The 22583-nt window shown below is 62.7% G+C and carries 16 protein-coding genes and 2 tRNA genes; 10 read left to right on the forward strand and 8 right to left on the reverse strand.

The window, feature by feature from the left end; genetic code table 11:
* Nucleotides 1–155 precede the first annotated feature (155 nt).
* The 4 genes from AC1Q67_RS20425 to AC1Q67_RS20440 all read left to right on the forward strand — a co-directional run bounded on the left by AC1Q67_RS20425 (nt 156) and on the right by AC1Q67_RS20440 (nt 9229).
* Nucleotides 156–3308 (forward strand): efflux RND transporter permease subunit, encoded by a 3153-nt coding sequence (locus tag AC1Q67_RS20425; protein ID WP_492236564.1) that lies wholly within the window; start codon nt 156–158, stop codon nt 3306–3308.
* Complete coding sequence (locus AC1Q67_RS20430) at nt 3308–6415, forward strand: efflux RND transporter permease subunit (RefSeq protein ID WP_492236563.1); 3108 nt, start codon at nt 3308–3310, stop codon at nt 6413–6415. Before AC1Q67_RS20425 ends, AC1Q67_RS20430 begins: the two co-directional genes overlap by 1 nt.
* A gap of 58 nt (nt 6416–6473) precedes the next feature.
* Nucleotides 6474–8405, forward strand: a complete 1932-nt coding sequence (locus tag AC1Q67_RS20435; RefSeq protein WP_492236562.1) for an ABC transporter ATP-binding protein/permease — start codon at nt 6474–6476, stop codon at nt 8403–8405.
* 68 nt (nt 8406–8473) lie between these two features.
* Complete coding sequence (locus AC1Q67_RS20440; RefSeq protein ID WP_492236561.1) at nt 8474–9229, forward strand: tRNA-uridine aminocarboxypropyltransferase; 756 nt, start codon at nt 8474–8476, stop codon at nt 9227–9229.
* A gap of 46 nt (nt 9230–9275) precedes the next feature.
* Here the strand turns inward: AC1Q67_RS20440 and AC1Q67_RS20445 are convergent, their stop codons facing one another.
* The 7 genes from AC1Q67_RS20445 to AC1Q67_RS20475 all read right to left on the reverse strand — a co-directional run bounded on the left by AC1Q67_RS20445 (nt 9276) and on the right by AC1Q67_RS20475 (nt 12837).
* Complete coding sequence (locus AC1Q67_RS20445; RefSeq protein WP_492236560.1) at nt 9276–10811, reverse strand: porin; 1536 nt, start codon at nt 10809–10811, stop codon at nt 9276–9278.
* Between the two features lie 130 nt (nt 10812–10941).
* Nucleotides 10942–11103 carry a hypothetical protein gene (locus AC1Q67_RS20450; protein ID WP_492236559.1) on the reverse strand — a complete coding sequence of 54 codons (162 nt, stop codon included), beginning with the start codon at nt 11101–11103 and terminating at the stop codon, nt 10942–10944.
* A 28-nt stretch (nt 11104–11131) separates the two neighbouring features.
* On the reverse strand, nt 11132–11428 hold the full coding sequence (locus tag AC1Q67_RS20455) for a hypothetical protein (protein WP_492236558.1): 297 nt from the start codon (nt 11426–11428) through the stop codon (nt 11132–11134).
* A 121-nt stretch (nt 11429–11549) separates the two neighbouring features.
* A tRNA-Asn gene (locus AC1Q67_RS20460) sits at nt 11550–11624 on the reverse strand.
* A gap of 106 nt (nt 11625–11730) precedes the next feature.
* Nucleotides 11731–11804, reverse strand: a tRNA-Cys gene (locus tag AC1Q67_RS20465).
* 125 nt (nt 11805–11929) lie between these two features.
* A complete protein-coding gene (locus tag AC1Q67_RS20470; protein WP_492236557.1) occupies nt 11930–12109 on the reverse strand; it encodes a hypothetical protein in 180 nt (59 codons plus the stop codon).
* Nucleotides 12110–12189: 80 nt separating this feature from the next.
* Nucleotides 12190–12837 (reverse strand): hypothetical protein, encoded by a 648-nt coding sequence (locus AC1Q67_RS20475; RefSeq protein WP_492236556.1) that lies wholly within the window; start codon nt 12835–12837, stop codon nt 12190–12192.
* Between the two features lie 198 nt (nt 12838–13035).
* Between AC1Q67_RS20475 and AC1Q67_RS20480 the strand changes: the two genes are divergently transcribed.
* The 5 genes from AC1Q67_RS20480 (at nt 13036) to AC1Q67_RS20500 (ending at nt 20612) form a co-directional block, all read left to right on the forward strand.
* Entirely contained in the window at nt 13036–13701 is a 666-nt protein-coding gene (locus AC1Q67_RS20480) for a protein-L-isoaspartate O-methyltransferase family protein (protein ID WP_492236555.1), read from the forward strand.
* Between the two features lie 193 nt (nt 13702–13894).
* Nucleotides 13895–15307, forward strand: a complete 1413-nt coding sequence (locus tag AC1Q67_RS20485; RefSeq protein WP_492236554.1) for a TolC family outer membrane protein — start codon at nt 13895–13897, stop codon at nt 15305–15307.
* Nucleotides 15308–15557: 250 nt separating this feature from the next.
* A complete protein-coding gene (locus AC1Q67_RS20490) occupies nt 15558–16352 on the forward strand; it encodes a PopZ family protein (RefSeq protein ID WP_492236553.1) in 795 nt (264 codons plus the stop codon).
* A gap of 235 nt (nt 16353–16587) precedes the next feature.
* Nucleotides 16588–19446, forward strand: coding sequence for a valine--tRNA ligase (locus tag AC1Q67_RS20495; RefSeq protein ID WP_492237149.1), 2859 nt, complete (start codon nt 16588–16590; stop codon nt 19444–19446).
* Complete coding sequence (locus AC1Q67_RS20500; protein ID WP_492236552.1) at nt 19443–20612, forward strand: MFS transporter; 1170 nt, start codon at nt 19443–19445, stop codon at nt 20610–20612. The genes AC1Q67_RS20495 and AC1Q67_RS20500 overlap by 4 nt, the downstream gene beginning before the upstream one ends.
* A 230-nt stretch (nt 20613–20842) precedes the next feature.
* On the opposite strand, the gene AC1Q67_RS20505 is transcribed toward AC1Q67_RS20500, so the two are convergent.
* Complete coding sequence (locus tag AC1Q67_RS20505; RefSeq protein WP_492236551.1) at nt 20843–21439, reverse strand: DNA-3-methyladenine glycosylase; 597 nt, start codon at nt 21437–21439, stop codon at nt 20843–20845.
* 139 nt (nt 21440–21578) lie between these two features.
* On the opposite strand from AC1Q67_RS20505, the gene lipA reads away from it, so the two are divergent.
* Nucleotides 21579–22538 carry a lipoyl synthase gene (lipA, locus tag AC1Q67_RS20510; RefSeq protein ID WP_492236550.1) on the forward strand — a complete coding sequence of 320 codons (960 nt, stop codon included), beginning with the start codon at nt 21579–21581 and terminating at the stop codon, nt 22536–22538.
* Nucleotides 22539–22583: the final 45 nt, after the last annotated feature.

Below are 22583 nucleotides of genomic sequence, written 5' to 3' on the forward strand. Positions count from 1 at the left end.
GAAACAGGATTTCTCACCGTCATTGCGAGGAGCAAAGCGACGAAGCAATCCAGCTTCTCATATCCAAAAGATGGATTGCTTCGCTTCGCTCGCAATGACGATGGGAAATCCGCGACTTGATGATGTTCTAGAGTCCAACCCGTGAGCGCGCGTCGATGAGCGTCTCTGAGCCATTCATCCATCGGCCGATTGCGACCTCGCTGCTCGGCGTGGCGCTGCTGATCGGCGGCGCGCTCGGATACTGGGCGCTGCCGGTGTCGGCGCTGCCGCAGGTCGATTTCCCGACCGTGCAGGTCACGACCCAGTTGCCCGGCGCCAGTCCCGATGTCGCTGCATCGCTGATCACCGCGCCGCTGGAGCGTCAGCTCGGGCAGATCCCGTCGCTGGTCTCGATGACTTCGACCAGTTCATTCGGCGTCAGCCAGATATCGCTTCAGTTCGATCTCAACCGCGACATCGACGGCGCGACGCAGGACGTGCAGGCCGCGATCAATGCCGCGGCAGGTGTGTTGCCGAAAAATCTGCCATATCCGCCGACCTATGCGAAGGTTAACCCGGCGGATGCGCCGGTGCTGACGCTGGCGATGACGTCGGAGACGTCGCCGCTGCGCGCGATGAGCGATCTCGCCGACACCATGATGGCGCAGCGCCTCGCACAGATTTCCGGCGTCGGCCGCGTCTCCATTCTCGGCGGACTGAAGCCTGCGGTTCGCGTGCAGGCCGATCTTGCCCGGCTCGCCGCTTACGGCATCTCCATGGAGGACCTGCGGACCGCGATTGCCGGCGCGAACGTATCCGGCCCGAAGGGATCGCTTGACGGCGCGCAGCAGGCCTACACCATCGCGGCCAACGACCAGATCGCCACCGCCGACGCCTACCGGCCGATCATCATTGCCTACCGCAACGGTTCGCCCGTCACCATCGGCGACGTCGCCCGCATTGTCGATGGACTCGAGAACGAGAAGACCGGCGCCTGGTATCAGGGCAAGCCCGCGGTCGTCATCGAGATCCAGCGCCAACCGGGCGCCAACGTGATCGAGGTGGTGCGGCAGATCCGCGAAGAGATTCCCAAACTTCAAAAGGCTGTTCCAGCAGGCGTGGACCTCACCGTGGTCAGCGACCGCACCGTCACCATCAAGGCGTCCGTCCGCGACGTCCAGTTCACGCTGGTGCTCAGCGTCGTGCTGGTGACACTCGTCGTTCTGATCTTTTTGCGCTCGCTGCGCGCCACACTGATCGCGGGCGTCGCGCTGCCGCTGTCGCTCATTACCAGCTTCGGCGTGATGTATTTCGCCGGCTTCAGCCTCGACAACCTGTCGCTGATGGCGCTGACCATCGGCACCGGCTTTGTGGTCGACGACGCCATCGTGATGATCGAGAACATCGTCCGGCACATGGAGGACGGCGAGGGTGTGATGGACGCCGCGCTGCGCGGCGCCAGCGAAATCGGTTTCACGGTGATATCGCTGACGGTCTCGCTGATCGCCGTGTTCATCCCGCTGCTGTTCATGTCCGGCCTCGTCGGACGGATGTTCCGGGAGTTCGCGCTGACGCTGACGATTGCGGTTGTGACATCCGCCGTGGTGTCGCTGACCCTGACGCCCATGATGTGCTCGCGGCTGCTGAAGCGGCATGACCAGGAGTTCCAGGTTCCGGGCCTGAAGACGATCAGCGGCTGGATCGATCGGATGGTCGCCTTTTACGAGCGTACGCTGCTCTGGGTGCTGCAGCATCAGCGCGCGACACTGGTCGTCACCCTTCTGACGATCATTGCGACACTGGCGCTCTATGTGGTCGCGCCGAAGGGATTCCTGCCGTTGCAGGATACGGCATCGATCACCGCGGTCACCGAGGCCGGCACCGAGGTGTCCTTCACCGACATGAAGTTGCGGCAGACCCAGGTCGCCGATGCCATCAAGGCCGATCCCGATATTGTCGGTGTCGTCTCGGTGATCGGCGCTGGCTCGGTGAACCCGACCACGAATGTCGGACGCCTCGTGATGACGCTGAAGCCGCGCGGCGAACGCAAGACGGATATCGCTGAGGTCGTCGACCGCCTGAAGCAGCGCGTCGCCGCCGTTCCCGGCATGACGGTCTACTTCCAGGCGGTGCAGGACGTTCAGATCAGCACACGATCAAGCCGGTCGCAGTATCAGTACACACTGACCGCCACTGACGCGCCTTCCGTGGTCGAATGGTCGAACAAGCTTGTCCAGGAAATGCGGCGCGATCCGCTGTTCCGCGACGTCTCGTCGGACGGGCAGGAGGGCGGTCTTCGGGCGCTGGTCAATGTCGATCGCCAGCGCGCCGGCCAGCTTGGCGTCTCGGTGCAGGCGGTCAACGACACGCTGAACGACGCTTTTGCACAGCGCCAGATTTCAACGATCTTCGGTCAGGCCAATCAGTACCGTGTCGTTCTCGAAGCGCTGCCTGAGTATCAGCGCGATCCCTCGGTGCTGTCGAAGCTGTATGTTCCGGGCGCTGCCGGTGCGTCAGGCGCGCCGACCGCGCAGGTGCCGATCGATGCTGTGGCCACCGTGATCCGGACCACGGCGCCATTGTCGATCGCCCATCAGTCGCAATTCCCTGCGGTCTCGCTGTCGTTCAATCTCGCGCCGGGCGAAGCCCTCGGCAACGCGGTGGAGCGGGTGGCCGAGATCGAAAAACGCATCGGTATGCCCGGCAACATCGTCGGCGTGTATTCGGGTGACGCCGCAGAGTTTTCCAAATCGTTGTCCGGCCAGCCGTGGCTGATCCTCGCGGCACTGGTGACGATCTACATCGTGCTGGGCGTGCTGTACGAGAGCTACATCCACCCGATCACCATTCTCTCGACGCTGCCGTCGGCGGGCGTCGGCGCGATCCTGGCGCTGATCCTCTGCGGGCAGGACCTGTCGGTGATCGGCCTCATCGGCATCATCCTTCTGATGGGCATCGTGAAGAAGAACGCGATCATGATGATCGACTTCGCGCTGGAAGCAGAGCGGCATCAGGGCCTGTCCGCCTACGACGCCATCGTGAAGGCGTGTCTGCTGCGTTTTCGCCCGATCATGATGACCACGCTGGCCGCGCTGTTCGGCGCGCTGCCGCTGGCGCTTGAAAGCGGCACCGGATCGGAACTGCGATTCCCGCTGGGCGTATCGATCATCGGCGGTTTGATCGTCTCGCAAATCCTGACGCTTTATACGACGCCGGTCATCTACCTCGCACTCGACCGGATCAACCGCCGGATCGAAGCCGCGGTGCCGCCGGATGATTCCGGCAAGCCGTCGCCGCCGATCGCGGGAGCCACGGAGGGCGTCCAATAATGGCGTCACTCTCCGAACCATTCATCCGCAGACCTGTCGGCACCACGCTGATGGCGATCGGTCTGTTTCTGGTCGGAGCGGTCGCCTACCACTTCTTGCCGGTCGCGAGCATTCCGTCGGTCGATTTTCCCTCGATCCGGGTCTCGGCATCGCGTCCCGGCGCCGATCCGACGATCATGTCGTCCACCGTCGCCGCGCCTCTGGAGCGGCGGCTCGGTGAAATCGCCGGCATCGACCAGATCACATCGACCAGTTCGCTCGGCACCACCAGCATCTCGCTTCAGTTCGCCATCGGCCGCAACATCGACCGCGCCGCGCGCGATGTGCAGGCGGCGATCAATGCATCGCTCGCCGATCTGCCGACCGACCTGCCGACACTGCCGAATTTCCGCAAGGCCAATCCCGCCGCGGCGCCGGTGCTGATCATCGCGCTGACGTCGAAGACGATGCTGCCGAGCGCGATCTATGACGTCGCGGACACGGTGATTGCCCAGCGCATCTCGCAGGTGCCGGGCGTGGGAGAAGCGACGGTGAGCGGCGCGGACCAGCCGGCTATCCGCGTTCAGCTCAATCCCGGCGCGCTGGCGACGGCGGGAATCGCCAGTGACGATGTCCGCAATGCCATCATCAACGCCAACGCGATTGGCCCGGTCGGCGCCTTCAACGGCCCGGTTCTTGGCGAGACGCTTGCGGCGAACCCGCAGATGCGCACGGCGGCCCAGTTCCGCGATATCGTGATCAAGTCTTCCAGCGGAAATTTTGTGAAGCTTGCCGATGTCGCCACCGTGCTCGATGCGACACGCAACAGCCGCTCCATCGCATGGTTCAACAAGCAGCCCGCCGTTCTGATCCTGATCACCAAGCAGCAGGACGCCAACGTCATCGAGACCGTGGACCGGGTCAAGGCGCTGCTGCCGGAACTGAAGCAATGGATTCCGGGCGGCGTGGATATTTCGATTCTTTCGGATCGGACCGGAACCATCCGCGCCAATGTCGACGACATGGAATGGACGCTGGGGGCGACCGCCGTTCTGGTCATGCTCGTGGTGTTCGTGTTCGTGCGGCGGATGACGCCGACCATTGCGGCCGGCATTTCCGTGCCGCTGGCGCTGGCGGGGACCTGCGCCCTGATGTGGGTCGCGGGCTTTTCGATCAACAACCTGTCGCTGATGGCGCTGGCGGTCTCGGTCGGCTTCGTGGTCGACGATGCCATCGTCATGATCGAGAACATGTACCGCAATCTCGAGGAGGGCATGAAGCCCTATCAGGCGGCGCTGTTGGGAGCGAAGCAGATCGGCTTCACGGTGCTGTCGATCAGCATTTCGCTGGTGGCGGCGTTCACGCCGCTGATCTTCATGGAAGGCATCATCGGTCGGCTGTTCCGCGAATTTTCGCTGACGCTGACCTTCGCCATTCTGGTGTCGATGGTGGTGTCGCTCACCGTGACGCCGATGATCTGCGCGCACTACATCAAGACTCCGGTTTCGCCGGACGCGACCTGGTTCGACCGGCTGGTCGAAGGCAGCCTGTCGCGCATTATAAGATTTTACGAGCGGACGCTGCACGTCGTATTGCGCTTTCCAATCCTCACCCTGCTGGTGTTCGTCGCGACCATCGCAGTGACGGTGACGCTCTACATCAAGACGCCGAAGGGCTATTTCCCGACCGACGACAGCGGCCTCGTGATCGGGGCGACGCGTGCATCGCCCGATGTCTCGTTCCAGGCCATGCTCGGTCTTCAGCAGCGGATCGCGGATATCGTGATGGCCGATCCCGCCGTCGCAGGCGTCGGTTCGAGCCTCGGCGGCAGTGGCGGGCCGGGCGGAGGCTCCAACACGGGCCGCATGTTCATCAGCCTGAAGGATCTCGACCAGCGTGGCGGTCTGACCACCACGCAGGTGATCGACCGTCTCCGGCGGAATCTCAGTGCCGTGCCGGGCATCCGCCTGTTCATGTTCGCGGCGCAGGACCTGCGCGCGGGCGGACGCCAGAGCGACTCCAACTACCAGTACACGCTGATCAGTTCGGATCTCGATCTGCTGTCGAAATGGGCTCCGATCGTGGCCAAGAGATTGGAGACCGTCGAAGGCATCACCGATATTTCCAGCGACCGCGACGCCGCCGGTCTGGCGCTGAACCTGTCGATCGACCGCAAGACCGCCGCCAGTCTCGGCGTGCAGGTTCAGGATATCGACAACGCCCTGAACAACGCATTCTCGCAGCGGCAGATCTCGACCATCTATACCCAGCGCAACCAGTACAAGATCATTCTGGAGGTCGATCCGCGATTGCAGGGCGATCCGACCGCGCTCGAGAAAATCTATGTCGCAGGGGCGGGCGATGCGCAGGTGCCGCTGTCGGCAGTGGTGCGGATGGAGCGCGGCCTGTCGCCGTTGTCGGTCTATCATCAGGCGTCGTTCCCATCGAACACGATCTCGTTCAACGTCCCCGATGGCGTCCCGCTGCAAACCGCGACCGACAACATCCTGCGCGCGGTCGAGGAACTGCATATGCCGGAGGGCATTCGCGGCGAGTTTGCCGGCAACGCCGCCGACAGCCAGAAGACCGCGAACCGCCAGCCGCTCCTCATCCTCGGTGCGCTGATCGCCGTCTATATCGTTCTGGGCGTGCTGTACGAGAGCCTTGCCCATCCGCTGACAATCATCTCGACACTGCCGCCGGCGGGACTTGGCGCACTGCTCGCGTTGCAGATCACCAACACGCCGCTCACGGTGATCGCCTTTATCGGAATCATTTTGCTGATCGGCATCGTGAAGAAGAACGGCATCATGATTGTCGACTTCGCCCTTGAAGGCGAACGGCAGCGCGGTCTGTCGTCGGAGGAGGCGATCTTCGAGGCGAGCATCGCGCGGTTCAGGCCGATCATCATGACCACGATGGCGGCGCTGCTCGCCGCGGTCCCGCTGGTGATCGCGACCGGGCCGGGGACGGAGCTGCGCAGGCCGCTCGGCATCACCATCATCGGCGGCCTGATCGTGTCCCAGATACTGACGCTCTACACCACACCGGTGATCTATCTGCTGATCGACAGGCTGCGCGGACGGGAAACGCCGCGGCCCCAACCGCAAGCCTCGCCTGCCGAATAGCCTTTACGGCGCTGTACCTTGCGGTGGAACTTCCCGGTTCCGCTTGCGTTGTGCCGGTATGAATAGACCGCCGATTCAAGAAGTTGTCGCAGAGACCGGTGAACCGGTGGAAGCGCCCCCGCCCGAAATGGTTGAGCCCGAACCCGGGCTCTCTCCTGAGGAACTCGAACAGCTCAAACGCGATTACCTGCTGACCCGTTTCTGGATCAGCGCCCGGGGCTTCTGGGGCCGCGGCGGCGGCCGCTTGGCATGGGTTTTGAGCATCGGGCTGCTCGCTTTGATCGTCCTGCAAATCACGTTTCAGTACGGCATCAACGTCTGGAACAGGTCGATCTTCGACGCCATCGAGAAGAAGGACTCCGCGAAGGTTTTCTATCTGACCGGAATATTCTTTCCGCTCGCGATCGGCAGCGTTGGTCTTGGCGTCGTACAGGTCTTCGCCCGCATGAACATCCAGCGGCGCTGGCGCGCGTGGCTGACAAATGCCGTGGTGTCGCGATGGCTGACCAACGGCCGCTACTATCAGCTCAATCTGGTCGACGGCGATCACCAGAATCCCGAATACCGGATCGCCGAGGATCTGCGGGTCGCGACCGATGCGCCAGTCGATTTTGCGGCCGGTGTCACGCAGGCGTTTCTCTCGGCGACAACGTTCATTGTCGTGCTGTGGACCATCGGCGGCGCGCTGACACTGTCGATCGGCGGCAGCACCGTCACCATTCCGGGCTTCCTTGTCATTGCGGCCGTTGTGTATGCGGCCATTGCCAGCGGCTCGATGGTCATCATCGGCCGGAACTTCGTGTCGGTGTCCGAGGGCAAGAACCAGGCGGAGGCGGAATACCGTTATGCCCTGACCCGCGTGCGCGAGAATGGCGAAAGCATCGCGCTGCTCGGCGGCGAGGAGGAAGAACGCTCAGGAATAGACAAGTCGTTCGGAAATGTTTTGCGGCAATGGGCGAAGCTGTGCGGTCAGCACATGCGTACGACCGTTGTGTCGCAGGGATCGAGCCTGATCGCACCGGTTATACCGATCCTGCTCTGCGCCCCGAAATTTCTCGAAGGGAGCATGTCGCTGGGGCAGGTGATGCAGGCGGCTTCGGCTTTCACCATCGTGCAGGCGGCTTTCGGCTGGCTGGTGGACAATTATCCGCGCCTTGCCGAATGGAATGCCGGTGCGCGGCGCATTGCATCGCTGATGATGTCGCTCGACGGCCTTGAGCGCGCCGAGACCGGCGAGGGGGTCAACCGCATCGAGCGCGGAGAGACAAAGGACGACGCCATGGTGCGCCTGAACGAACTGTCGGTGACGCTGAATGACGGGACTGCCGTTGTCGGAGAGTCCGAAGTGGTGATTGAACCCGGCGAACGTGTCCTTGTTGCCGGTGAATCCGGCTCCGGCAAGAGCACGCTGGTGCGCGCTATCGCCGGGCTGTGGCCGTGGGGCGGCGGCAGCGTCGACTTCCATCCGGATCGGCGAATTTTCATGCTGCCGCAGAAACCGTATGTCCCGACGGGGACGCTGCGGCGCGCGATCGCCTATCCCGGAGCTGCCGAGGACTGGACGGTCGAGCAGATGGCCGAGACGCTGGAGAAGGTCGGACTCGCGCATCTGAAGGAGAAGATCGAAGAGGATGCTCCGTGGGATCAGACATTGTCGGGCGGCGAAAAGCAGCGGCTGGCGTTCGCGCGGCTCCTTCTGCACCGGCCGGACATCATCGTTCTCGATGAGGCGACATCCGCGCTGGATGACACCGGACAGGACAACCTCATGAAGCTGCTTCACGACGAACTGAAGGATGCCACGATCATCAGCGTCGCCCATCGCACCGAACTGGAAGAGTTTCACAGCCGGAAAATCACGCTCGAACGCCGCAAGGGCGGTGCGAAGCTCGTCAGCGACATCGACCTGATCCCGCGCGACGGCAAGCGGCGTTTGCTGGGCGGATGGCTGCGCCGCCGCGGATCGCCACAGCCTCGCAAGGCGGCCTGACGGAATTGTCCCTTCGGTTCGGGTTTGACAGGTTGCCGTGATAGGGTGCGCAGCGTATAGCCGGACCCATGTCAAAAGCTCCCAAAGCCGGTCCGGCCGCCGATGCGCCCGAAGAGATCGAAGAGTGCACCCGCTGCGGCAAGCCGATGCCGCTGTGCATCTGCGACAGCGTCACGCCGATCCGCAACAAGATCGAACTTCTGATCCTGCAACATCCGCAGGAGCAGGACAGGGCGCTGGGCACCGCGCGGCTGACCGCTCAGCATTTCGAGAACGCCACTCTCAAGATCGGCCTGTCGTGGCCGAGCCTTTCCAAGGCGCTCGGGCGGAGCGTGGACCCGCAGCGCTGGGCCATCCTGTATCTCGGGTCGGCCAAGGTTGCCGATCTCGCCACCGATCGCGATCTGGTTGCGATCAATCGCAAGGGCGAAATCGAGGATCATCAGCGCGCCATCCTGGAAGACATTGAGGGCGTGGTGCTGCTCGATGGAACGTGGAGCCAGGCCAAGGCGCTGTGGTGGCGCAACGCGTGGATGCTGAAATGCCAGCGCGTGATCCTGGGGCCGGCAAATCCCTCGCTCTACGGCAAGCTGCGCAAGGAGCCGCGACGCGACGGCCTCTCGACCATCGAGGCTGCGGGCATGGTGCTCAGCAGGCTTGAGCGGCGGCCGGATATCGAGACCGAACTCAATGCGACCTTCCAGCGGATGCTGAAACAATATCGTGCGGTGCAGGCCGACATGCCGGAACTGGCGCCGAAGCCGAAGAAGCGCGACTACCGCCGTCCGGAAAATCGTCGCGGCAAGAAATCGTTGCAGTCATAAAAAAACGCCGCCGTAAGCGGCGGCGTTTTCTGAATGCGGCCACCGGTCAGAACGTGCGGCGGACGCCGAGCAGACCGGACCAGACACCCTGATCCTTGAAGTCATAGACACCGGTCGGCTTGAAGGTGCCGGTCAACTGGCCGGGATTGGTCAAGGCCTGTGAGCCGGTATGCGACTGATCGAGATAGGAGTAGAGCACTTCGGCCGAGAAGGTCAGGTTTTTGACCGGAGTCCATGCCGTGCGCTGGCCGACCTGCCAGATGCTGAAGTTCGGATTACAGGAATAACCGTTCAGCTTCGGCGACAGAGCCGTGAACGCGGCACAGAATGCCGCCGCGCCGTTCGTATTGTACTCGATGCGGGAATAGGTGCCGACGATTCCGGTCTCCCATGTTGGCGACCAGTTGTGCACGAAAGCGGCCCGGACTCCCCATCCCGAAGTCTTCTCGATCTTGCTGCCCGTGGTGTAGACGCCGTCCGTCAACGACAGCACCGCCATGGTCTGATAGCTGCCCGCGAAGTTGGGCGTGCCGCCGCCAAACGCATCGAAAGCGGTTCCTGTCACGCCGCCGATCAGATACTTGGTGGCTCCATTCACATAGGATGCATCGATCGAAAACTTGTCGCCGGGGCCAGTCGGCAGGTTCTTCAGTTGCAGGCCGCCGAGCACGGCAAAGCCCCATGCATCGCTTGGATGTCCGTTCGGTTCGACCGGGGTGATCCCTCCTGGGCCGGCATAGTAGTTGGCGCGGATGTTATGCACGCCGCCCGAGAGCTGCGCGGTGAAAGCGGTCTGCTCGACCCGGATGTTGCCGACGAAATCAGGCGTGACATTCCCGCCGTAGGAATTGGTGAAGGCGCCGTTGAATGCGCTGGTCGCCGGCTGCGTCAGGCTGGCATTGAGCAGTTGCGCGCGATTGATGACGCGGTTGTCTTCGACCGCGACCGAGGCCGACACGCCGTTACCGAACTGCCAGGTGTAGGCCACCTGCGTGATGCCATTAACGTTGTCGTAGCCGCCGAGCATGAACGACGTCAGCGTGTTGCCGCCGGTGGCGCCCCACGGTGTCTGGAAAATCGACACGGCTTTGCCGAAGGTGAAGCCGGCGAACTGAATGAAGCCGTAGTCCAGCGTCAGCACGCCGGTTTCCGGCAGAGCGCCTGAATCGAACTGGAAGCGCGGATTCATGTAGGTGCGCACCACGCCGTATTCGGTCTGGGTGCGGGTATCGATCTGAAATTCGGTGCGCACGCGGGTCACGAAGTAGTCGCGGTCGCGCGACTTGGTGCCTTCGGCGCTCGTCTGATCCCAGCCGGGCTTGTTGTAGTTGCCGCCGTTGATGCTCCAGTCGGCCCGCATGTAGCCGCTGAGCTTGATGCAGGTATCGGTGCCGGGGATGTAGTAATAGCCGACCCCATACAATGAACAGATCTTGACGTACTGAACGGCCTTGGCCTTGACCGGAAGGTCCGCTGCCGATGCGCTCGCCACCGTTGCGAGGCTGGCCGCAGCGCCGAGGAAAAACGTTCCGATGACGGATGCAGTTTTTCCGGATTGTCCGGCCTTACCAGAGATTCCCATCGACTCGGCCCCCAGCGGTAACATTCGAGGATTGTTACCAACGAAGGTTTCGGGAGCAAGACTGGAAACCCTTACGGATTACATGGCCGGGCAGTTGCGACATTTTTGTCATAATCGGGCGCAGGCCGGCTCAGCGCCATCCCGCGTTCTGGAACAGCAGCACGCCCACGATCACCGCCAGCGTGGCTGCGGTCGCCATCAGCATCGCGCGTCCGCCCATGCCGCGGCCGATCCACCACAGCAGCGCCGCGCCCATCAGGACCGGAACAATGATGTCGAGGGGTGTGCTCATTTGCGGCTTTCCATCGCGCGCGGCGCCATCAGGCTTTCCGCCCCATCCATTTGCGTTCAACCCAGCCGAGCGCATTGGCGAGCGGCAGCTGAAGGAACGGGATGTCCTGAGCGATCAGCAAAAGGCCGAGCGGCAGCATCCAGAGGCCCAGAATCGGCAGGAAGCCGAAAATGCCGCCAATGACCAGCAGCAGGGCGAGCGGGATGCGCACCCACCGCGACGACGGCTCGCGTACCCAGCGCACAAAGCGGGCGCCTTTTTCGGGGAGCCGTGATGCGATCCAGTCAAAATGACGGTCGAGTTCGGCCCTTGCTTCTGCGCTCACCTTCAGCCTGCCTGTTCCATTCCGGGAGCGCCCCGCGGCCCGTCACAGGGCTGAGCTATATACGCGGGTCATCCCGCGCAAGCTGCGCGAGGCGGGTAGGCTGGTAAGTGATTGATTTGATTGGCTCCCCGGGCTGGATTCGAACCAGCGACCATTCGATTAACAGTCGAATGCTCTACCGCTGAGCTACCGAGGAATACTGCTGAAGCAGCAATGGGGCCGCATATAACAAAGGCCCCGAGTCTTGCAAAGCCCAATCGCTGAAAAATGACAGCGGTCAGACGGGTCGATTAAGAGAGTATTGGAGGCCACGACCAGAATTGAACTGGTGTACACGGTTTTGCAGACCGTTGCGTAACCACTCCGCCACGTGGCCTCACAGGCCGGACTAGTTACAAGGGCACAGGCGCTTATGCAATCCGTCCCGTGCGGGAACAGGTCCATTGCGGCCATTTGGCCACCGAATCCGCGTCCGATGGTGAATTCGGTGCTGCGGAAGCTTCAGCCGCCGCTTTTGGCGTTGCTGGCCGCGATCACCTTCATCATGTCGGCGACGGGAAATCCGCCCCGGTTCATGGCGCAGAGCACATCGATCATCTGGTCGCTCGGCTCGTTCGCGGACATCAGGGCCGCGCGCACTTCGGCCGGCAGATCGTCGAACTCGTCCATCTGCCGCCGCATGGTTGACAGCCTGCTCGCAGACAGCTCTCCCGGCTCGGAACCGGGTGCGGATTTGCCCGCTGGCGTTGTTCGATCCTGCTTCATTTGAATGTGTTGGCTGCCACGTCGTAGGTCCAGATCAGGCGTCCGTTGGTGAAGATCACCGAGCGAAATCCAAGATCGCGCGCCTTGTTGAAGATATTCCCTGATCTTGCAAGGTTAAGGACCGTCGGCCGGTCCATCTTGAAATACTTGTAGTTCAGCACCGTCTCGTGATCGCCGGATGTGCTGATGTCCATCGCAAGTCCCCGGCGCAACATCTGTTTGCCGGTCGTGACTGCGAACTGCTTGCGGCCATCGACATTCCCGGACAGCGAATCGAGCCGGTCGCTGACGTTGGTTGCGCCGTGCTTGCGGACATAATCGCGCTCGTTCTTCTGCATCGCCGCCAGCAGCTTCTTCGCGCGCGGGGCTTCCGGAGCTGTGGAGTCGATCGACGCGAGATCGGCCTTGGCGGCGTAGTAATCCGCCAGCGCCGGGAGCTTCTGGCCGGGCTTTGCGGACGCATTGCCGAGCGCCTTGAGGACGGCGGCTGCGCGCTCGAGCATCTTCTTGCGCTTGGGCGCCTGCTGATCCGCGGTTGTCGGCGTCGTGGCAGCGGTCTGCGCAGGTGCCGGGACCATGCTCGCAAAAATCAGCAGAGCGGCCAGCGGCAGGTACAGCCCGGAGCGGAGAGGGTGTCTTGTCACTCTGTTTGTCATGGCCCCGCATAAATCGCATCAAGTATCGTTACAATTGACGGTCTCATACCATAGACAGGATTGGCCTTAGCAGACTTGCACCGGGCAGGCTTGCATCGTATGCGGCCTTGCAGCAAATATGTGCCATGCTGGCGCGGGATCGATGGACCTGCGATCCATTCGGTGTCCCTGTCTTGAGGTTATCCCATGACTGATTTTACGGCCTCTCGGCAGAACATGGTCGACTGTCAGGTACGGCCGAGCGATGTGACCGATCTGAGGATCATCGATGCGATGCTGGCCGTGCCGCGCGAGAATTTCGTGCCGGAGAGCAAGCGCCTCATTGCCTATCTGGATCTCGACATCGACGTCGCGGCGGACGGTCAGCCGAAGCGCTGCCTGATCAAGCCGGCGGTGCTCGCGAAAATGCTTCAGGCCGCAGCGATCACCGAAACCGACCGTGTCCTCGTGGTCGGCTGCGCCACCGGGTATTCGGCGGCTGTCGTGGCTCATCTTGCGGGGCAGGTGTTTGCCACTGAGCCTGATTCGGCACTGGCGGCCGGAGCGGCGAGAAGGCTGGCGGATATCGGCCTCTCCAATGTGACGGTCAGCACGGGCGAACCGGCCGACGGCGACAAGGCTCATGCGCCGTACGATGTCATCGTCATGGACGGGGCGACGGAACTCGAGCCGCACGGGCTGTATGAGCAGTTGAAGATGGGCGGGCGGCTCGTCGGGGTGTTCGCTACCAGCCAGCCGCCGCGTGCCACATTGGTTGCCCGGTCACCGGCCGATTTCGGCAGCCGCGTGCTTTTTGATGCCTCGGCACCGGTTTTGCCGGGCCTGGAGCGCCGCCCCGCGTTCGTTTTCTAGGACTACGTTCCTTCAAAATCCGCAAGTGTGGCTACAATGTCCCAGCCGAACTGTTTCGGCGGCGGCCGGGCCGAAAGGGTTTCACCCCGGCTTGGCGATGCATAGACTTACGCGGAACGGGCACAGGCGACTCAGAGACCCGGTTTTCGCGCGCCCTGATGGCGAGTGTAGAGCCGGTTTGGGGATAGACGTAATGCAAGCTAGATATCGGAAGAAACTCGGTGCGGGTGTCGCTCTGGCGACCCTCCTGTTGTGCCCGGTCATGACTGTCCCGGTTATGGCTGACACAATCGAGGCCGCACTGGTTCGTGCCTATCAGAACAACCCGCAATTGAATGCGCAGCGCGCCTCGGTGCGCGCCACCGACGAAAGCGTCCCACAGGCGCTTTCCGGATATCGTCCGCGCGTTGCCGTAACCGCCAGCGCCGGTACCCAGTACACCGAAACCCAGACCAACACCCAGGTCAGCGGCCGGCTCAGCGAAATCGGACTTCGCGGCGTCAATGCGCCGCGCTCGGTCGGCGCGACCATCAGCCAGACGCTGTACAACGGCGGCCAGACCGGCAACCGCACCCGTGCGGCCGAAAGTCAGGTGTCGGCGGCGCGTGAAGGCCTGCGCGTGCTCGAACAGACCGTGCTGTTCTCGGCTGCGACGGTCTACATGGACTACCTGCGCGACTCGGCCATCGTCGAAGTGCAGAAGAGCAACGTCCGCGTGCTCGAACAGACTCTCAAACAGACTCGCGACCGTTTCAATGTCGGCGAAGTGACGCGCACCGACGTCGCTCAGTCCGAAGCACAGCTCGCTGCGGGCCGCACCCAGTTGCTGACCGCAGAATCCAACCTGACGACGACGCGCGCGAACTTTCGCCGCATCATCGGCAACGAGCCTTCAAACCTTGCAGCCGGATCGCCCGTCGATCGTTTCCTGCCGCCCACGCTGGCGGGTGCGGTCGATCTCAGCCTTCTCGAGAATCCGAACGTTACCGCCGCGATGTACGGCATCGACGTCAGCTTCCTTCAGGTGAAGGTCAGCGAAGGCGCGCTGTTCCCGACGGTGACCCTTCAGGGCAGCGTGCAGCAGTCCTATGAAAGCACGATGGCGACCTACAAGGCGTTCGGCGCATCCGCCGTCGCCCAGTTGACCGTGCCCGTCTATCAGGGCGGCGCGGAATACTCGCTGATCCGTCAGTCGAAGGAAACACTGGCCCAGCAACGTCTGAACCTCGAACAGGTTCGCGACCAGACCCGCGCCACCGTCGCGCAGGCCTGGGGCCAGCTCGTCGCCGGCAAGGCGCAGGTGCAGTCGGCGCAGTCGCAGGTCACGGCGTCTGAAATCGCCCTGAACGGCGTCCGCGAAGAGGCGAGGGTCGGGCAGCGCACCACGCTCGACGTCCTCAACGCGCAGCAGGCGCTGGTCAACGCGCGCGTCGCGCTCGTGACGGCGCAGCATGACCGCGTCGTTGCGTCGTACAGCGTGCTGAACTCGGTCGGACGTCTGTCGCCGAGCGTCTTGAAGCTCGCCACCAACGTCTACGATCCGAGCGTCCACTATCACCAGGTTCGCGACAGCTGGTTCGGCGTACGCACGCCCGACGGCCGCTAACTTGAATTGGTATTCGCGCCGTGCCCCACATCCGGGCCCGGCGCGAATGTCGAAATCAGTTCGCCGGATCGCCGGTTAACCTTCTCTCATTAGCGCTGTGATCAACCGGCCGAGTTTTTCGCCCGTTGCTTGCAATCAATTGTTGCCATGACATACCGTTCTGAAGGATCGCGAAACGATTCGTGACGGTGGTGTGCGGCTATGGCAGGTCCCTCGATTTGACCTTGCAGCCGATGGGGTGGAGTCCAAGATGACGCAACCGGCAAAGGCGCAGGAGCCCTCGATGGAGGAGATTCTCGCGTCGATCAGGCGCATCATCTCCGATGACGAGGCCAAGCCTGCGGCGGGAGCTGCTGCCGCAGCGCCAGCCGCGTCTGCTCCTGCCCCGGCAGCGCCGCCGAAAACCGAAGTTCCCAAAGCGGAGATGTCGCGGCCTGCGCCTGCGCGGCCCGTGATGACCGGCATTCCGCCGTCCAAGCTCGCTCCCGCCAGACCGGTGCCTGCTCCTGCTCCTGCGCCCGCACCGGCACCCGCGGCAAAGAACAGCCAGGCCGAAATCGACGCGATGATGGCGAGCTTCGATGCGCCTGCGTCCCCGGCGAAAGCTGCGGAGCCGGAGGAAGACGCCGACGTATTCGAATTGACCGAGCAGATGGCGGTGCCCGAGCCGCCGCCGACATTCAACAAGATCGAACCCGAGGACGATCTGGAGTTCACCGAGTCGCCGATGGTTCAAACTTCACCTCAACGCGCTCCGGCGATGGAAGCGCCCACGTTCACCGAACGGGCGCCGCCACAGCGCGAGATGCCGACGCAGCGTGAGATGCCGACGCAGCAGATTCTATCGGGTTCGACGGTCTCGGCGGTGGAATCCGCGTTCAACACGCTGGCGAATACGGTACTCAGCAACAACGCCCGGACCCTTGAGGATCTCGTCAAGGAGATGCTGCGGCCGATGCTGAAATCCTGGCTGGACGACAATCTGCCCAATCTGGTGGAGCGGATCGTCAAGGCCGAGATCGAACGGGTCTCCCGCGGCCGGTGATTTCGGCGATTTAGGCCTAAATCCTCCATATTCCGAGTGGTTGACTTGAGCCGCGCCGGGGGCTTTCTAGGGCGCGATGAAATCGGATTGGACCGCGATTTCGTCATTGCGAGGAGCGCCAGCGACGAAGCAATCCAGCTTCCTTTGCCCAGCGCAATCCTGTCTGGATTGCTTCGCTTCGCTCGCAATGACGGCAATGTTCCAGCCCTGATCCACTCCTTTTGATTGCAGTGTGATGATCGAGAAAAACTACCAGCCAGCCGAGATCGAAGACCGTATTGCCCGTGCGTGGGAAGACGCCGGCGCGTTCAAGGCCGGACGGCCGGAGCGGCGCGACGCCGAGCCGTTCACGATCGTCATTCCGCCGCCGAACGTCACCGGCTCGCTGCATATGGGTCACGCGCTCAACAACACGCTGCAGGACATCCTGTGCCGGTTCGAGCGCATGCGCGGCCGCGACGTGTTGTGGCAGCCGGGAACGGACCACGCGGGTATCGCCACGCAGATGGTTGTCGAGCGGCAGTTGATGGAGCGGCAGGAGCCTGGCCGCCGCGACATGGGCCGTGCGAAATTCCTCGAGCGTGTGTGGCAGTGGAAGGCCGAATCCGGCGGCACCATCGTCAATCAGCTCAAGCGCCTCGGTGCATCGTGCGACTGGTCGCGCGAACGCTTCACCATGGACGAGGGACTGTCACGCGCAGTCGCCAAGGTGTTCGTCGAACTCTACGCACAGGGCCTGATCTACAAGGACAAGCGTCTGGTCAACTGGGACCCGAAGCTGCTGACCGCGATTTCCGATCTCGAAGTGCAGCAGATCGAGGTCAAGGGCAGCCTCTGGCATCTGCGCTATCCGCTCGAAGGCAAGGAGTTCAATCCCGAGGACCCGTCCACCTTCATCGTGGTCGCGACCACGCGGCCCGAAACCATGCTGGGCGACACGGCCGTCGCCGTGAATCCCGATGACGAGCGCTATAAGCATCTGGTCGGCAAGCACGCCGTGCTGCCGCTGGTCGGCCGTGTTATTCCGATCGTCGCCGACGATTACTCCGATCCCGAGAAGGGTTCGGGCGCGGTGAAGATCACCCCGGCCCACGACTTCAACGACTTCGAGGTCGGCCGCCGTCACAATCTTCCGTCGATCAGCGTGCTCGATCAGGAAGCGCGTATGTCGCTGTCCGCCAACGAGGACTATCTGCGCGGCTTGCCTGAAGCCGCGTTGATCTTTGCCGAAGAACTCCACGGCAAGGATCGCTTCGCCGCGCGCAAACTGATTGTCGCGAAGCTGGAAGAGGCGGGCTTCCTGGAGAAGATCGAACCCAACACGCACATGGTACCGCACGGCGACCGCTCCGGCGTGGTCATCGAGCCGTATCTGACCGACCAGTGGTATGTCGACGCCAAGACGCTGGCCGCGCCTGCGATTGCGGCCGTGCGCAGCGGCGAGACCGCGTTCGTGCCGAAGAACTGGGAGAAGACCTACTTCGAGTGGATGGAGAACATCCAGCCGTGGTGCATCTCGCGCCAGCTCTGGTGGGGGCACCAGATCCCGGCGTGGTACGGACCGGACGGCAAGGTGTTCGTCGCCGAGACCGAGGATGAAGCGGTCGGCAAGGCGCTCGGCTACTACGTCGAGCAGGAAGTCATCACGGCGGAGCAGGGCCATGACATGGCGCTCGATCCGGCGAAGCGCGAAGGCTTCATTACCCGCGACGAGGACGTGCTCGACACCTGGTTCTCGTCGGCGCTGTGGCCATTCTCGACGCTCGGCTGGCCCGACACCGACGTCGATGTGAAGCGCTACTACCCGACCAACGTTCTCGTCACGGGTTTCGACATCATTTTCTTCTGGGTCGCCCGGATGATGATGATGGGCATCCATTTCATGAAGGACGTGCCGTTCCCGACCGTCTACATCCACGCCCTCGTCCGCGACGAGAAGGGCGCCAAGATGTCGAAGTCGAAAGGCAACGTCATCGATCCGCTGCACCTGATCGACGACTACGGCGCCGACGCGCTGCGCTTCACGCTGGCGGCGATGGCGGCGCAGGGCCGCGATATCAAGCTCTCGACCCAGCGTGTCGAAGGCTACCGCAACTTCGCGACCAAGCTGTGGAACGCCTCGCGCTTTGCCGAAATGAACGGCTGCGCGCTGGCCGATGGATTCGATCCGGCGAAGACGAAGGAAACGCTCAACCGCTGGATCGCGCATGAGACCGCGCGCGCCACGCACGACGTCACCGAAGCCATTCAGGCCTATCGGTTCAACGACGCGGCGGGCATCATGTACCGCTTCGTCTGGAACATCTACTGCGACTGGTACCTCGAACTCGCCAAGCCTGTGCTGATGGGTCCGGACTCACCGACCAAGGCGGAGACGCAGGCCAGCATCGCCTGGGCGCGCGACGAGATCCTCAAGCTGCTGCATCCGTTCATGCCATTCCTCACCGAGGAGCTTTGGGGCGTAACGGCCAGGCGTGACGGACTCCTTGCCCTCGCCGAGTGGCCGCTGAAAGCCCCGGCCGCGCCGATCATTGAACCGGCAATCTCCGCCGATCCGCTGGCGATGCCCATCGTCGTCCTGCCAGCGCCAGAGCTTGAGCCGTTCAGCGATCCTGCGGCTGAATCCGAAATCGGCTGGCTGATCGAGCTCATCTCGGCAATCCGCTCGATGCGCGCGGAAATGAACATTCCGCCCGCGACGCTGTTTCCGCTGGTGCTGGTCGGCGCGTCCGCCGACATCAAGGCCCGCGCGGAACGCTGGAGCGATGTGATGAAGCGCCTTGCGCGTCTCGGTGAAATTTCGTTTGCCGATCGCGCGCCGGACGGTTCCGTGCAGTTGCTGGTGCGCGGCGAGGTGGCTGCGATTCCGCTCAAGGGCGTGATCGATCTTGCGGCCGAGAAGGTGCGCCTCGACAAGGAACTGGCCAAGGCCGATGCCGACATCAAGCGTGTCGACGCCAAGCTCGGCAACGAGAAGTTCGTCGCCAACGCACCGGAAGAAGTCATCGAAGAACAGCGCGAGAAGCGCGAGGAAGCCGAAAGCCGCAAGGCGAAAATCCTCGAAGCTTTGGAGCGTCTCAAGGGCGCGGAATGACCCTGCAGCGGTCATCCTCGTTCAACGCGCTCCTGCTTCTCTGGCTCGCGGGAAACGGCCTGCGGCTGACGCTGCTTGCCGTGCCGCCAGTGCTGGCGCTCATCATTCTGGACCTCAGGCTGTCCGGCACCGAGGTCGGAATCCTGAATGCGATTCCGGTTTTCCTGTTCGCGCTGGTCGCCGTACCTGGCTCGCTGCTGATCGCGCGCGTGGGTGCCGTGCCTGCGCTCATCATCGGACTTCTGATCGCGGCAGCGGGTTCGGCGCTGCGCGGTTTCGCATCCGATCCATGGTTGCTCTACATCACGACGATCGTCATGGCGGCGGGGATCGCGGTGATGCAGCCGTCACTTCCGCCGATCGTGCGTCAGTGGGCGCCGGACCGCATCGGCTTTGCCACAGCGGTCTACACCAACGGCCTTCTGTGCGGAGAAATCTTCCCGGTGATGCTCGCAGCTTTTATCGTGCCGCTTCTCGCCGGAAGCTGGCGCGCGAGTCTGGTGCTCTGGTCGATTCCGCTCGTCGCGATTGCGCTCATCATTTTCCTGTTTCAGCCGGGCGGAAAGGATGCGCCGGTCTCGCGCCATCGTCTCTGGATGCCGGACTGGCGCGATCCGTTGCTCTGGAAGCTGGGCCTCATCATGAGCGCGCCCAACCAGCTCTACTTCTGCACCAATGCTTTTCTTCCCGGTTACCTGCTGCACACGGACCGCACCGACCTGATCGGCCCGGCGCTCACAGCGCTGAATGTCGGCCAGTTGCCCGCGTCGTTTCTTCTGCTGGTCATGGCGAGCCGATGGGAGCGCAGGAAATGGCCCTTGCTCTCTGCGGCTGCGCTCGGGATTGCAGGTATCGCCGGCATTCTGGTGTCCGGACACGCGTGGAGTCTGATCGGATCGGCGGCGATGATCGGCTTTGCCTGCGCCATCACACTGACTCTCGTGCTGGCATTGCCCGCACTGCTGGTTGCACCGGACGATGTGCCGCGAATGTCGGCGGGGATCTTCACGATGGGCTATGGCCTTGCGATGACGATCTCGGTTCTTGGCGGCATCGTGTGGGATATCACCGGGAATGCTGCGTTTGCGTTTGTCCCGATCGCGGTGTGGATGTTGCCGCTCATTTTCTTCACGCTGAGAACGGACTTCTCGACACGCCGGGCCTGAACGGCTGCTGGTGAATTTGAGTCCAGCCAGGAGCGCATGGCTCGGCTGCCTGCGTTTTGATGGATGCTCTTTGGTGAGGCTGTCACGCTTTTCTGGTTATGCAGGCGACGCATGACACGTGCACGAGCTGTCGATCGCCATGTTGCCGCGAGGCAAACAGCCAAAATCTCCAAGCGCCGCCGCTACGTCACTATTCCTCCTTTTGCAGCGAAGTTCGTCACTGTTTCGCCTTATGCCGGAAACGGCTTGCTCATGAATTTCGAGCCCTTCAGTCCGTAGCGCCACGGCAGCTCCACCGCCTTGGTGATGCCGATGCGAAGGCCGCTGACGATCTGCGGTTTGCGCGTGCGTGCGTAAATCGCAATCGGCGGCGTATCGAGGGCGAGACCGTTGTGCTTGCCGGTCACAGCCATCGCCTCGCAAAGCTTGCCCGGCCCCGAACACAGTGTTCGTTCGTCGTGCAATCCGCGGCGGCGTCGCATCGCCGGGATGCTGTGGGTCGGCTCGATCGCACGGATCAGCACTGCACTGGCGGAGCCTTCCTTCTCGCAAACGAAGTTCATGCACCAGTGAATGCCGTAGGAGCGATAGACGTAGAGAAATCCTGGCGGGCCGAACATCACCATGTTGCGCGGGGTTGGTCCGTTGAACGAATGCGCTGCCGGCTCGGTGTGATGATAGGCCTCGACCTCGACGATGATGCCACCGACGCCATCCACCAGCAGCGTCGCGCCGATCAGGTCAGGCGCCACATCATGGACGCTGCGCGCGAAGAATTTACGCGTCAGCAGCCGTCCGGCAGGGGCTTGGGACTGGAGTTCAGCCATTTATGGGCAGGGGATAGGCGTGCAGGGCCATGCAGGACCGGTTGGAAACGTGATAGTCATTCCAAGGTAGCACGATGCGGACGGCTTGCGCCAAGACATTGGCGGGCTTAGGTAAGTCTAAGGAAATCGCGGACTTTTCATGGTCACTTTGATCGATACGGTGTCGCCAAATCAGGTGCGCCCACGTCATCCGGAGAAGGTCAACCGGCCCGACGCCAAGTCGCCGGCCAAGCCCGACTGGATTCGCGTGCGCGCGCCGAATTCGCGCGGCTATGCCAACACCCGCAACATCGTCAAGGAAAACGGTCTCGTCACGGTGTGCGAGGAGGCGGGCTGCCCGAACATCGGTGAGTGCTGGGACAAGAAGCACGCCACCTTCATGATCATGGGTGACACCTGCACCCGCGCCTGCGCCTTCTGCAACGTCAAGACTGGCCTGCCCAACGCGCTCGACGCGTCCGAGCCGGAGCATGTCGCGCTCGCCGTGCAGAAGCTCGGCCTGCATCATGTGGTCATCACCTCAGTAGACCGCGACGATCTCGCCGACGGCGGTGCAAATCATTTTGCGAAAACCATCCGCGCCATTCGCGCCAGTTGCCCGACGACGACTATTGAAATCCTCACCCCGGATTTTCTGCGTAAAGAGGGGGCGCTGGAGCAGGTGGTCGCAGCCAAGCCCGACGTGTTCAACCACAACCTGGAAACCGTGCCGTCGCGGTATCTGACGGTGCGGCCCGGCGCGCGTTATTTCCATTCCATCCGGCTGCTGCAACGGGTCAAGGAAATGGACCCGAGCATCTTCACCAAATCCGGTATCATGGTTGGTCTTGGTGAGGAACGTCATGAAGTACTGCAGGTGATGGACGACTTGCGTTCGGCGGATGTCGATTTCCTCACCATCGGGCAGTACCTGCAGCCGAGCCTCAAGCATCATGCGGTGATGCGCTATGTGACGCCGGACGAATTCGGCGGCTACGAGAAGGTCGCCTATACCAAGGGCTTCCTGATGGTGTCGGCGAGCCCGCTGACGCGCTCGTCCCATCACGCCGGCGAGGATTTCGCCAAGCTGCAGGCGGCGCGCGACGCGGCCAACCGCTAAGATACAATCGTCATTGCGAGCGAAGCGAAGCAATCCATCTTTGGC

The sequence above is a fragment of the Afipia sp. GW823-FHT06G09 genome (assembly GCF_058794875.1).

Excerpts from the sequence above, each read along its gene's own strand:
- AC1Q67_RS20450 (WP_492236559.1), bottom strand. The coding sequence starts at position 11,103 with ATGAGCACACCCCTCGACATCATTGTTCCGGTCCTGATGGGCGCGGCG.
- AC1Q67_RS20445 (WP_492236560.1), bottom strand. The coding sequence starts at position 10,811 with ATGGGAATCTCTGGTAAGGCCGGACAATCCGGAAAAACTGCATCCGTC.
- AC1Q67_RS20470 (WP_492236557.1), bottom strand. The coding sequence starts at position 12,109 with ATGCGGCGGCAGATGGACGAGTTCGACGATCTGCCGGCCGAAGTGCGC.
- AC1Q67_RS20505 (WP_492236551.1), bottom strand. The coding sequence starts at position 21,439 with ATGGCTGAACTCCAGTCCCAAGCCCCTGCCGGACGGCTGCTGACGCGT.
- AC1Q67_RS20485 (WP_492236554.1), top strand. The coding sequence starts at position 13,895 with ATGCAAGCTAGATATCGGAAGAAACTCGGTGCGGGTGTCGCTCTGGCG.
- AC1Q67_RS20425 (WP_492236564.1), top strand. The coding sequence starts at position 156 with ATGAGCGTCTCTGAGCCATTCATCCATCGGCCGATTGCGACCTCGCTG.
- AC1Q67_RS20435 (WP_492236562.1), top strand. The coding sequence starts at position 6,474 with ATGAATAGACCGCCGATTCAAGAAGTTGTCGCAGAGACCGGTGAACCG.
- AC1Q67_RS20500 (WP_492236552.1), top strand. The coding sequence starts at position 19,443 with ATGACCCTGCAGCGGTCATCCTCGTTCAACGCGCTCCTGCTTCTCTGG.
- AC1Q67_RS20440 (WP_492236561.1), top strand. The coding sequence starts at position 8,474 with ATGTCAAAAGCTCCCAAAGCCGGTCCGGCCGCCGATGCGCCCGAAGAG.
- AC1Q67_RS20480 (WP_492236555.1), top strand. The coding sequence starts at position 13,036 with ATGACTGATTTTACGGCCTCTCGGCAGAACATGGTCGACTGTCAGGTA.
- AC1Q67_RS20495 (WP_492237149.1), top strand. The coding sequence starts at position 16,588 with ATGATCGAGAAAAACTACCAGCCAGCCGAGATCGAAGACCGTATTGCC.
- lipA (WP_492236550.1), top strand. The coding sequence starts at position 21,579 with ATGGTCACTTTGATCGATACGGTGTCGCCAAATCAGGTGCGCCCACGT.
- AC1Q67_RS20430 (WP_492236563.1), top strand. The coding sequence starts at position 3,308 with ATGGCGTCACTCTCCGAACCATTCATCCGCAGACCTGTCGGCACCACG.
- AC1Q67_RS20490 (WP_492236553.1), top strand. The coding sequence starts at position 15,558 with ATGACGCAACCGGCAAAGGCGCAGGAGCCCTCGATGGAGGAGATTCTC.